The following is a 12150-nucleotide window of genomic DNA, read 5'->3' as shown; positions in this document are numbered from 1 at the left end:
CGTCCAACTGGCGTGGCGAGCCCCTACGAGATTACGAGACCATTGTGAATCTCATTGCGGGCACAACCACCGCCAAAGGGCTGAAAGTCAGTTGTCGTTTGGACCGTCGCACCTACAGTCCCGGGCGGAAGGTTACCGATGAGGAGATGGCTAGGATTAACATTACACCCTCACGCTTCCACGGCGAATGGAACTATGTTATTCGCCCTCACTAGTTGTAAATGTTATTTATTGACGTGCCCTTAGTGTCCGCATCCCGCCACAAGACGTCAGGCTTGATGCCGTAGCGGATATACTCATTCACTTCCCCGATGCTGTCACCGCTGACGGCCATAAACGGAGCTGGTGGTTGGCCATTCACGCGAGGGATTTCGTGTGCCAAGTACCAGTGCCGCCAAAGATTCTGTGCCCGCACGACATCCGTTCCCTGCCAGAAAAACAGGGCAATAAGCGGGGTGCGGATTTCCTCGCCGGGATTCAGACTCAAATGCGTGAGCTGTTGTCCTGCCCTTATCCGCAACTTTTCACCCGCACCGCGCGAAAAGGAGGCAGCCCATTGCCCAGGCCAGCCGATGGCCAGAATCACACCGCCTCCGGGCATCTGGAGGTTGTAATAAGGCCAACCGCGTGGGCCGTCACATGATTTGCCTGTGCCAGGGGGAGAAAACTCGGCGGTCGTCGATGGGGCGAGGGTTAACGTAGCCGGGGCATAGCCATCAGCCGCGCAGTAATCCCCTTGGTTAACATGGAGCACAAACTCCGGGCTGATCCGGCGTGTGAACTCAATGTCCAATCCCTGAGCTTTTTCCAGGATAGGTGTGCTCCGGGTACCGATGTTCTTGAAATACACGGTCCATTCCACCATCGGATAGTCCCCGTATTCGACGGCGACACACCTGATCTGCAACTGACTGTGCGTCCAGGTCAGCACATGTTGTGTCCGGCTGCCAGACAGCGGCATCTCAGTTTGCGCCCGCTTCCAGGAAGGCAGGAGATTGGCAGAAGCCTGCTCGTCATAAATAAACGAAAATGGCGGCAGGTGCTCTGGCCTCAGAAGATTTTGGCGAACCCATTGATTTCTTTGCTCCATTTCCTTCGGCATGACGGTGATGGCAGCCCGCGCGGCTGGGGAAAGGAGGCAACCGATTGTCAGTGTCACTACACCAGGCCGAATCAATGATTTTAGTGTGAAACCAGCTTTACTCGGAGAGCACTTCATAGCGATCGTCAGTGACCAAAATGGTTTCCTTCTCGCCTATAAACTGCCTGCGTTCATGCGGCGACAATGCCCGGAAGGCAGCCAAATGGCAATTCCGTTTAATTCGGATGACGCAAAGTGTTTCTGGATGAGAATGTTTCGGATCGAATCGTTCAGCAGATCGCTGATTTATTTCCTGGTTCCGCGCACATCAAAGCAAAAGCGTCGGCTTGTTGAGTGGTGGGCTGGGGTGGCCCGGAAGTAAACGACTTCAGATTTACGATTTGCGAATTGCTCAGAGGCCGTGCGCGAGCCTGTGCCACCGGGCGTTCCAACTGGGTTCGGGTTGCCCCGGTGGGTGGCCAAATTGTAAATCGTAAATCCGCTGAGCCCCCTTCCCTCACCGTCTAAAAGCGGTTTGGGGGATGTGCTCGACAAGGCAGTCTTACTGCCGCTCCATCCCAATATTGGGATGCTGGCGGTGATGACGCACCAGCGTCACGCGAATGCCATCGGGAATTTCGCGGTAAATAAAGTGATAGGGGAAGCGCCTCAGATTGGCCCGGTGAAAACCCGGCTTGATTAAATGAAACCGATTGGGATTGGCGCCATCGCGATGACGCGGCGCAGTTCCGATTTGAAGCCGCTGGCCAGTTTTTCCGAGACGGTCTCGTAGCGCCGCATCGCTTCCGCTACGTCCTGCCGGGCGGAGGGGTGATACTCGATGCGCATTATTTGAGGTCAGCCTCGACCTCTGCCCAGAACTCCGCATCGGTTAGTGCCCGAACCTGTCCGGTCTCGATTTCCCTTTCGCGACGCTCCACCTCGGCCATTTCCTCGATTTGGCTCGTCTCCTCGTCCACAGGAGGCACAGAGGCGAGCAGCGACTCCGCCAGGAAGACGCGTTGCTTCAGCGGCAGGGCCAGCAGCTTCTGCTCAATCTCTTCGATTGCTACCATGACGCCAGTTTAAGGCTGCGCCCTCGTTTTGCAAGACCCCGAGTAGACTAGACCGGCTTGCGCCCGCGGGCACGGAGCCGCAGTTGGTTGAAGTGCTTTGCAGTCAGGGGACGATGTCTCCCGCGAACGGCAGTCAGGGGCATTTCAGCCAACTCCTGCGAGTCGAGTTCGGCGGGGTCATCTTTCGCGCGGAAATTACGCAGGCCAAAGCGTGGCTGGGCGGAAGTCGAGTCCCAGAGCTGGCGCTCGTGGCGGATCGAAGGATTCGCCTGGGAAATGGGCGCCAGGCACGAAATCGCCGGTCTGCCCGATCTGCCGGGAGAGCTTTACGCGAAGGCTTAACCAATGATATGTGTAGGGAAAATGAAAGCGAAAACGCGCAGTATGAATCGAATGACTCGTCGGAATTTTCTCAAAGGCTCGATGCTAGGGGGCCTGGCCTTGGGGATGCCCGCCATTGTCCGCGGCGGTTCACCCAATGACACCGTCCGGGTGGCGATCATCGGCATGGGGGATACCAAGGCGGTTGGCGGAGTGGGCGGACGGGGGCATCAGCTTATTCCACACGTCCGCGCGGTGCCCGGCGTGAAGATTACCACATTGTGCGACGTGGACCCGTCGTTCATTGCGCGGGAGGCGCAGGCCTTCAAGGACCGCGGAGAAAACGTGGCCGCCCGGACGGACCTGCGGCGCGTGCTGGAAGACAAGGAGATCGATGCGGTGGTGGTGGCCATGCCCAACCATTGGCACGCCCTGGCGACAGTCTGGGCCTGCCAGGCCGGCAAGGATGTGTACGTGGAGAAGCCTTTTTCCCACGACATTTGGGAGGGCAAGCAAGCGGTGGCGGCCGCGCGCAAATACGACCGCATGGTGCAAGTGGGGATGCAGAACCGGTCCAGCGAGCTAGTTGCGTCCATTGCCGAAGGGGTCCGCAATCTGGGTCCGCTCCGCTACGTCCATGCGCTGGTGTATCGGCCACGCATGGGCATTGGCCGAGTGACGGCGCCGACCCCCATTCCCGACACGATAGACTACGACTTGTGGTGCGGGCCCGCGCGCAAGAGGCCGCTGATGCGCAAGCAATTGAACTACGAATGGCATTGGTTTTGGGATACCGGCAATGGGGAAATGGGCAACAACGGCATCCACATCATTGACCTTTGCCGCTGGCTGATGGGGCAGGAGCATCCGGCGCCGCGGGCCCTGAGCATCGGAGGCCGGTTTGCCTTTAAGGATTGCGGAGAAACCCCTAACACGCAGATCGCGCTCTTTGATTACCAGCCGGCGCCTTTGATCTGCGAGATCCGCAACGTGAAGGCCCCCTCGAGTCCAGAGGGGATTGGAAAGTACCGCGGCTTGCAAAGCGGCATGATTATTGACTGCGAAGGGGGTTGCTTCGCCGGCGACGCCACCGGCGGAACGTTTTTTGACAAGCAAGGCAAAGAGATCAAAGAGATCAAGCCTGGCTATTTCGGGGATGCCGAGGCGCTGGTGACGCGACACATGGCCAATTTCTTTGCAGCGGTGCGCAGGCGCAAGAGGGACGAACTGCGCGCTGAATCCCTCATTGGCTATCGCTCGGTCGTCTGCTGTCACATGGCCAATATGTCGCATCGTCTGGGGAACCTCGAGCCGGCGGAAGCAATCGCGGAATCAATTAGATCGAGCAGCGATTTATCGGACGCCTTCGAGCGCTGCCGCGGCTATCTGCGCGACAACGATGTGGACTTGAGGGCAACTCCAGCGACCCTGGGGTCCTGGCTCGCTTTCGACGCGCAGCAAGAACGTTTCACCGGGGATTTCGCGGAAAAGGCAAATGCCTTGGCGCGCCGCCGCTATCGGGCACCGTATGTCGTGCCTGAGATTGTGTGACGGGGGATTGCTTCATGATTTCGGCGTGCTGACCCAGGCTACTTTGTTTTTTCCTGGGTCCGCATGGTCAGCAGCCAATCACCGGGGCCTGGCGGTGGGAATTGGCAGGTCGAGCCGGACACCACCGCAACCGCCGGGCCGCTTCCGCTGGTGCGCGGATTGAACCATCGGATTTGGGGCGAGGGGGGCATCGCATCCTGAGAGACGCGGAGCGCGCGCCCCTCCGGCACATAAACCAGGACCAGGTCCTTTGCTCCAGTGGATGCCACTGCGGTGCCGGCAGCCACCGCTTCATCGCCCGACGGCGAGATCAGCAGTTTTTCGTTCGGACGCAATTGAGAGAAATCGAGTGAGTTGAAGACGCGCCCGAGATAGCCCATCTGTTTTGCTGCCGGCATAAAAAGGGACCTCTGCCAGAGCGGCAGCCTGGCGCCGGGGGTTTTTGTCTGGTCCGTGGTGGCATCCCAATCCACGACGCCGGCGCCGCCGTAGGAGACGCCTGCCGCAGGCGCCAGGAGCACCCCCCAATAGGCCGCCTGGCGCACTGCTTCAGCGCTATAGCGGCCCCCGGAGTTGTCGCTGGTTTTGAGCGCATTCTCATAGGGAGTAAACCCAATCAGTGGACGCGCCGGTTCTTTCGTCGATTCCGCCGCAAAGGCCTGCCTTTGCTCAGGCCCGCCCTTTGGACCCGCAGTCTGCAAACCCAGGGCATCCACCCAATCTTCGCTGCGGAAGGTCTCCAATACCCCGGGGGCCAGGCCCGCGTTGACAATCACCGGCGCGTGAAGCGCGCCCCCAAATACCGCGCGTCCGATTTTTCTCCAACGCTCGGCGAGTTTCTCCGGGTTATCGCCGGGAAATTCCAACAGCCACGCGATTGGGTCGGTGCCCCAGCGGGCAACCATATAGCGCAAAACGAGGACCGCTTGGTCCTGCTTGAGTTGGGCCTTGGAGGTGTCGGTCTCCCACAATGGCACGATGGCGCTCAACAGGTCTGCGCGCCGCAGGGTCTCGAGCTTCGCATCGAGTCGCTTAAAAAATTCGGGGTTAACTCCGATCCGATCTGGAAAGCCGGTCAGGGCCGATTCGCCTTTTTGGTCGTCGCCCGGCGCGGCTGCGCATTGGGTTACGGAATAACCCTGGGACTGGCGCACCGCCGCATACAACTCCCAGTCCGGGGGGGTTGAGAGGCGGGCGCCGCTCAGGGCCGTGTCGCCCAGCCAGAAGAACGGGGTCCCATCGGCATGCTCGAAATGCCTGCGGTCGCGGGCAACGCGCACCGGGCCGTGCTGTTGAAAGCGGCCTTCGCCGACAATCGTCGTGCACAGGAATTCGCCTTGCTGGCCGTTCAAGCCGCGATTGGCCGAATCCGAACAGGAGGTGTTATAGGTCCAGCGCCCGGGTTGGTCCGGGTTGAAACGCACCCGCCAGGTTCTGGCGCCGTCCCAAAAGCCCTCGATTTGGGTCTTTGTCCCCAGTGGCGAGTTGAAGACCACTTTGAGGGTGGCTTCCTGGAGCGGGTTGGTGTAGGTGACAGCGCTTTTGAACTCGGTTTCAAAGCGTTCCCACTTGGGGACCACCCGCATCTTGCGCGATTTCTCCTGCCCGAAAAGCGGGCCGGTTGTGACGCAGAGCAACACCATAGTCCCAAGCAAAATCCCTCGGCTCAGGGGCTTCAAACATTTCCCGGTATGAAGTCGCTGTCCGTTTTTGAGGTTCTTCATGTTCAATCCCTTTCCTTACGTCCGAATGGCATGAGACAAAAAAAGGGAGACAATGTCAAAGTGGGATTTGGGATAACGGTTGGAGACACATCATCCAGCCCTCCGAACGGGAAGATTGAACCACGGAGACACAGAGGGTCGGAGGGGAGGCAACGCTGCAACGATCTGGATAGCCGGGCCGAAATTGCTGTGCCAAAAACACCGTGTGAAGGTGGAGCCGGTGGAGGCCAACACGCTTATGGCGGACAGGTCAATCAGATGATAGCTGATTTTGGATTCCGAGAAAAAGGCAGCCAATTGCTGATCAATGAGTAAATGCAAAATATCCCAGTCGCCCAGACGCAAATGGGCGCCAGCCAGCGGTCCGGAGGCCGGGAACCATATTGGCTCAATTGGAGGTCTCCCCCCAGAATCTCGCCGTCACCAGGAAAGCCCGCTCTTTCAAGTTCCACCCCAGTCCGATCAACCAGTTGTGAAATGCCGGAGCTGGCAACCCTGAAAATGGGAATGCCATATTCAGCGGCGCGGACGGGAGCGACGCGCGCGTGCAATTGATGTTGTCGAAGGCCCCAATCCGCAGCGTCCATTGTTGGAACAATAATTGCCTGTGCTCCCAAGCGGACTAACCCATCCGTCACGCGGGTGTAGCTCAGGTCGTAACAAACACAGAGGCCAATGCGGCCCCAGGGTGAATCCCACAGTGTCTGGCTCTGAGCCGGCAAACCGTCTTTAAAGAATTGGATAGGGACGCTCTTGGCCTGCTGGAAGACAATCTCCCCACTTGGGCCGACAACAAAGGCAGTATCATAGAAGTTGCCGTCCGAAGTTGGGTCCTTTCCTCCAACAATGAGATAGCGCCGGTGGTCTCGGCACCAAGCCTTCACCTTTTCAGGGACGGGATCCGTGAAGGTGTACTCGCTCAGAACCAGAAGTTGAGCCTCCGGCGTTTTTTCGATCACTTTTCCCAATTCGAGCATCACTTCATTCTCTGTGGGGAACTCCATTTGCGCCCCGGCAACAGCAACTGTTTTCGCAACCGGCTCATCTGTTCTCGCACGTATTTGCCGCGACCCCAGAAGCAGGGCTGTTCCGAGCAGAATCGACAGAGCAATCGCCATCGGGCGGATGTAAACCAGGCGGAAATCGGCGGCGGCGCTTGCGATAGCCGCGGCCACAAACCCGATTCCATACATCCCGAGGATATGAAATAAAGGCATCGGCATATTGTCCGCGAATGCGTAACCGACATTGAGCCACGAGAACCGCAGGTAGTACAACTCACTGCGAAAGTATTCCAATCCGGTCCAGAGCACCGGCACTAGCAGCGGTGTCCATGGGGCAAATCGAATCCGGCACCAGCGGGCAAGCGCGACGAACAAGCCTATCCAGAACCCCAGCACGAGCCACAACACGATGGCGCCGGGACCAAAGATAGTCCAAAAACAGTAAAGCTGCGGCACTGCCGTGAGGACTCCGGTTGCCAATCCCAAATAGAATGCTTGCCGGGCGGTAGGCAAGCGCGCCATGCGGACCAGGCAAAACAGATAGACCACAATCAGAACACTGAGGAAACGTGAACTGTAGGCCAGGTAGAAAGTGGTGATTGCCCCAATCGAATACAGGAAACCGGCCCATTGCGAAATTGAGCGATTTGACTGAGCGCCCGAGGCACGGGTTGGGCCTGATTCTTGTTGGGTTGCCACTGTTAGGAGTCAGTCAATCGCAGGGCCTGAGAATGGAGATTGTGTGCGAACTTTGCCCTCATTCGCGTCCATCTGCGTTCATTCGCGGTTTAGAATCCTGCCGGGAGGCGGTGTATTCGTATATCTGGCGGGTCGTCAGGTTCCAGGCATCGGCGTCTTCGAGCCATTCGCTGTACCAGGCGATGGCGTGCTCGACCGCTTGATCGAATTGCCAGGCCGGTCTCCAACCCAGTTCCTGACGGGCCTTGTCACAGTTGAGGTGAAGGAAATGTGCCTCATGGGGCTGGGTCCCCGCGGACGTGCCCATGACAGGCTTGCCACTTCCCCAAACCCCAAGCGCCTTCTCGACCAACTCACGCACCGTCCGATTGGATTCTTTGTCCGGCCCGAAATTCCACGCGCCCGAGTATTGATTGCCGGCGTCGAACAACCGCTGCGCTAAAAGCAAATACCCGCTCAGCGGTTCGAGGACATGCTGCCAGGGACGAGTGGCCTGCGGATTGCGCACCTGCACCGGCTCCTGTTTTTCCAGCGCCCGAATGCAGTCGGGCACGATGCGGTCCAGTGCCCAATCGCCGCCCCCAATGACGTTGCCCCCACGAGCCGAGGCAGCGGCGAAGCCTGGCCGCTGCGCAAAGAAGGATTCCAAATACGAACTGAACACCAGCTCGGCGCAGCCCTTCGAGGCGCTGTAAGGATCGCGTCCCCCCAGTTCATCGTTCTCGCGATAGCCCCAGACCCATTCCCGATTCCGATAACATTTATCCGAGGTGATATAAACCAGGGCTCGAACAGACGAACAATGGCGCACCCCTTCCAGGACGTTGACACTCCCCCCGACGTTTGTGTCGAAGGTCAGTTTGGGTTGCGCGTAAGAGAGCCGGACCAGGGGCTGGGCCGCCAAGTGAAAGACAATGTCCGGTTCAGCTTGTGCCAAAGCCATTTGGAGCGGGGCCAACTCCCGGATGTCGCCAACAACATGGCGCACCCTGTTTTGAAGTCCGAGAACCGTGAAATGGTCGCGCTCGGTTTGAGGAGGCAGGGCGAAGCCGGTGACCTTGGCGCCCAACTCCAGCAGCCAGGCAGCGAGCCACGAGCCCTTAAAACCCGTGTGGCCGGTGATAAAGACCTTCTTGCCTTTGAAGAACCTGTTGAACATTCAGGCCGCAGTTTTCACCTGCCCAATAAACAGAAGGGCTCCGGGCGATTCAAGAAGAAAGGTGGCCACTGCGCGGACTCTCGCGGGGTGTGATTAAATGTTTCCGGCAGAGGGTAAGTGCGGACCTTTCGGGTGCGCCCGTCCCGAGCGCGGCAATGTTGGCATATTGAGGAGTCCCTAACCTGAACTACATCTTTAATCTGCCAATGCTCAAATCGATTTCCTGCTGGCACAATTGAGTTGCCATGCGGTAAGCTTGTCCTGGCTTTCGAGCAATGCTTATGAATGAAATCTCCAGGCGGGAATTCGTGCAGAAAACGGCCATCGGTTCCGGCGCAGCCGGATTGCTTGTCGCGAGTGCGGCCAGGCTGGCGGCTAATCCGTTGGGCCTGCCCATCGGCAGCCAGGTCTGGCCGCTCCGTCCGATGCTCAAAGACTTCCCTGCCTTTGCAAAGCGGATTGCCGCAATCGGAGTCACTCGGCTCGAATTGTGTTCCCCAATCGGCTACGGGGCCGAGTTCGCGTCATTGGCCAACGCCAAAGAGGTAAAAACCATTCTGGACGAACACGGCCTGAAATCCGAGAGTTCCCATTTTACTCTGGGCGAATTGCGGCACAGCCAGCAGAAGAGCATCGAGTGGGCTAAAGAGATTGGCATTACCCAGATGATTACCGCCAGCCTGGGCGACGGGAACGGCGGAGACCACCCAACGCCCGACCAGGTGCAAAGGGCGGCGGAGGAATACAACCGTATCGCCGACGTGGCGCAACAGGCCGGCATGCAGCAGGGCCTGCACAACGAAGGGTTCGAACTCTCGATGGTCGAGGGCAGGCGCACCTACGACCGATTGTTCGACCTGCTGGACCCCAAGCTGGTTAAATTCCAGTTCCAGATGTCCACCATCACTGCCGGTCTGGTTGCCGCTGATTATTTCCTGCGGTTCCCTGGCCGGTTTTTCTCAATGCATCTGCAGGACGTGGACATGAACGGCGCCGGGCGGCACCCGCAGGTCCCCCTGGGCCAAGGCAGCATTGACTGGGTAAAGACCTTCACCGCTGCGAAAGCCGGCGGGGTAAAGAACTACTTCGTCGAGCAAACCTGGGAGCTGACCCAACCGAGTGTCGCGTACCTCAAGACACTCACCGTTTGATTCACAAACGGTCATTTCATCAACTCTTCTGCAATCTGCACCGCATTGAGCGCTGCCCCCTTGAGGAGTTGATCGCCGGAAACCCAAAAGCTCAGGCCGTTGTCCATGGCGCAATCCGCGCGCAGGCGGCCTACGGCGCAATCGTATTGCTCTGCCTGGTCGAGGGGCAAAGGATATTGGCTCTTCGCCGGTTCATCCAGGACCTTCAACCCCGGCGCTTTCGCAAGGACCTGACGGGCGGCTTCTACTGAGCAGGGCCTTTCGAATTCGGCGCTCACCGCGACGCAATGGGCGCGGTACACCGGCACGCGGACGCACGTCACGCTGGCGCGGAAGGCCGGGTGGTGCATGATCTTGCGTCCTTCGTTTTCCATTTTCATTTCCTCCTTGGTGTAACCGGAAGGCAGGAACGAATCCACCTGGGGCAGGACATTAAAGGCAATCTGGTGCGGATAAACTTCGCGAGTGACCGGTTGGCCGTTCACCACTTGGCCCACCTGCCGTTTGAGTTCGGCGATGGCTTTGGCCCCGGTGCCCGACACCGCCTGATAGCTCGAAGCAAAAATGCGTTTGCAACCGAATGCCTGGTGCAGCGGGTAGAGGGCCATCAATGTAATTGCGGTTGTGCAGTTCGGATTGGCAATGATGCCGTGATGCCACCGCACGTCCGAGCCATTGATCTCGGGGATGACCAGCGGCACCTGGTCGTCCATTCGGAAGGCGCTCGAATTATCTATCACCACGCAGCCGGCCCTCACAGCCAGGGGCGCGAACTCTTTGGAAATGCTTCCCCCGGCGCTGAATAGGGCTATCTCGACCCCCTCGAATGAGGTCGCGGTCACCTCCTTGACCGCGACTTCCTGGCCGCGGAACGGAAGCTTCTTGCCGGCAGAACGGGCTGAAGCGAGCAAGGTCAACTCCCCAACCGGGAACTGGCGCTTCTCGAGGGTCTTCACCATCTCGACGCCCACGGCTCCCGTGGCGCCGACCACGGCCACATGCGGTCTTCGGTTCATAAAGGGCCGCGAATATAGCCGCAGGACACGGGAAATGTCAATGCAAGGGCAACTTCAAAACAGGTGGCGTCAAAGATAGATGGCATGAATGCTGGCGGACGCGCAACAAAGCTGCTACGTCCACCAGCAAATGAATAGACACAAGAAAACTTGGGTCTGTGGCAGAATTTGTGGGCCAAAATGGCGCTACGGCCCGTGCCCGAGTCGTCTTCGGACTGGGACGAGTTGGCACACCCCGCGCTGGTGCGTGCAACCCTTGGTTTCACATATGCTTGCGGCAACCGACCTACTCCCATGAACAATCCAATCCGCTCCTTACATGCGTATAGGTTGTGCGGTTCTCTTCTACTGCTGACGCTCACGATCCACGTGTTCGCCGACCTGATAGGGCCCTCGCCGAACCCGTGGCGAGCTACCCCTTACAAAGACGAGGTAGTCAAACTAATAGTGCAGGAAGCTAATCAGGTGGCCGCCGCGCTGCACCTGCCTGAACATCTACCAATCACCGAGTCTTTGCTCGTGGAAAGGTTTATCCCTTCCCGAAGTTTCGCAGATCGAATGGGCGGTCGGTTGGGGACCGTCAGTACCTGGAATTTCGAGTACTGCGCCTCTGTTGGGCGAAAGCTCAGCTATGTGATTAGCAGGAGCCAAGAGGCCGATGCCTACAAGTGGGGGCAAACAGTTAGCGCTCAGACGTGGCACGTTCTTTCGCTTTGAATTCCGCTCATGGCGCGGCCCTTACGCATCCAATGGCCCGGCGGACGCTATCACGTGACCGCTCGGGGCAACGAGCGCAAACCCATTTACCGGCAGGAGACAGACCGGCGGCACTTTCTGACGCTCCTGTCCGAAACGACCGAGCGGTTCGGCGTCCGAGTCCACGCCTACGTTCTGATGGATAACCATTTTCATTTAATGCTCGAGACCCCCGAGGCCAACCTGAGCCGGGCGATGCAATGGCTCAACGTGAGTTATTGCGTGTGGTTTAACCGCAAGCATGATCGCGCCGGCCACCTGCTTCAAGGGCGCTTCAAAGCGGTGCTGGTCCAGGATGACGCCGGTTGGCAGGAAGTGGCCCAATACGTTCACCTCAACCCGGTGCGAGTGGGCGGTCTGGGCCTGAACAAGTCTCAGCGGGCTGGTGCGCGAGCGGGGGCCATCCGGGCTCCGAGGGCTGAGCTTGTGGCGGAGCGTTTGCGGCAGTTGCGCGAGTTTCGCTGGAGCTCCTACCGCGCCTACGCCGGGTATGGCAGCGGGGTTCCCTGGCTGTGGCGCCAGCCATTGGACCGCCTGTGCGGCGGCAGAACCCAGACCGAGAGGCGCGCGGCCTTCAGGGCGTACACCGAGCAACCGCTGCGTCAGGGCGCC

11 protein-coding genes are annotated in these 12150 nt (G+C 58.8%); 4 read left to right on the top strand and 7 right to left on the bottom strand.

From position 1 onward, the window contains the following. On the top strand, positions 1–215 hold a 215-nt coding region (locus VG146_12000; protein HEV2393071.1), incomplete at its 5' end, for an ISAzo13 family transposase. On the opposite strand, the gene VG146_11995 is transcribed toward VG146_12000, so the two are convergent. The 3 genes from VG146_11995 to VG146_11985 form a co-directional block, all read right to left on the bottom strand. Beyond that, positions 212–1159 carry a hypothetical protein gene (locus VG146_11995; GenBank protein ID HEV2393070.1) on the bottom strand — a complete coding sequence of 316 codons (948 nt, stop codon included), beginning with the start codon at positions 1157–1159 and terminating at the stop codon, positions 212–214. The two genes, VG146_12000 and VG146_11995, sit on opposite strands and share 4 nt — an antisense overlap. Positions 1160–1780: 621 nt before the next feature. Next, complete coding sequence (locus VG146_11990) at positions 1781–1930, bottom strand: hypothetical protein (GenBank protein HEV2393069.1); 150 nt, start codon at positions 1928–1930, stop codon at positions 1781–1783. Then, positions 1930–2157, bottom strand: a complete 228-nt coding sequence (locus VG146_11985) for an addiction module protein (GenBank protein ID HEV2393068.1) — start codon at positions 2155–2157, stop codon at positions 1930–1932. Before VG146_11985 ends, VG146_11990 begins: the two co-directional genes overlap by 1 nt. A 384-nt stretch (positions 2158–2541) precedes the next feature. Here VG146_11985 and VG146_11980 point away from each other — a divergent pair, with 384 nt between their 5' ends. Continuing rightward, positions 2542–4029 carry a Gfo/Idh/MocA family oxidoreductase gene (locus VG146_11980; GenBank protein HEV2393067.1) on the top strand — a complete coding sequence of 496 codons (1488 nt, stop codon included), beginning with the start codon at positions 2542–2544 and terminating at the stop codon, positions 4027–4029. Between the two features lie 38 nt (positions 4030–4067). Here VG146_11980 and VG146_11975 read toward each other — a convergent pair whose 3' ends face one another. The 3 genes from VG146_11975 to rfbG all read right to left on the bottom strand — a co-directional run bounded on the left by VG146_11975 (position 4068) and on the right by rfbG (position 8615). After that, on the bottom strand, positions 4068–5753 hold the full coding sequence (locus tag VG146_11975; protein HEV2393066.1) for a DUF4038 domain-containing protein: 1686 nt from the start codon (positions 5751–5753) through the stop codon (positions 4068–4070). Between the two features lie 254 nt (positions 5754–6007). Then, positions 6008–7456, bottom strand: coding sequence for a nitrilase-related carbon-nitrogen hydrolase (locus VG146_11970; GenBank protein HEV2393065.1), 1449 nt, complete (start codon positions 7454–7456; stop codon positions 6008–6010). A 58-nt stretch (positions 7457–7514) separates the two neighbouring features. Further along, positions 7515–8615, bottom strand: coding sequence for a CDP-glucose 4,6-dehydratase (rfbG, locus tag VG146_11965; protein HEV2393064.1), 1101 nt, complete (start codon positions 8613–8615; stop codon positions 7515–7517). Positions 8616–8896: 281 nt separating this feature from the next. Between rfbG and VG146_11960 the strand changes: the two genes are divergently transcribed. Continuing rightward, entirely contained in the window at positions 8897–9766 is an 870-nt protein-coding gene (locus tag VG146_11960) for a sugar phosphate isomerase/epimerase (GenBank protein ID HEV2393063.1), read from the top strand. 11 nt (positions 9767–9777) lie between these two features. Here the strand turns inward: VG146_11960 and VG146_11955 are convergent, their stop codons facing one another. Continuing rightward, on the bottom strand, positions 9778–10782 hold the full coding sequence (locus VG146_11955) for an aspartate-semialdehyde dehydrogenase (GenBank protein ID HEV2393062.1): 1005 nt from the start codon (positions 10780–10782) through the stop codon (positions 9778–9780). Positions 10783–11508: 726 nt separating this feature from the next. On the opposite strand from VG146_11955, the gene VG146_11950 reads away from it, so the two are divergent. Continuing rightward, the coding region (locus tag VG146_11950) for a transposase (protein ID HEV2393061.1) at positions 11509–12150 on the top strand (642 nt) is incomplete at its 3' end.

The organism is Verrucomicrobiia bacterium, from assembly GCA_035946615.1.
Lineage (GTDB): Bacteria > Verrucomicrobiota > Verrucomicrobiia > Limisphaerales > UBA8199 > DASYZB01.
This window is presented reverse-complemented; position numbering and strand designations above follow the sequence as displayed.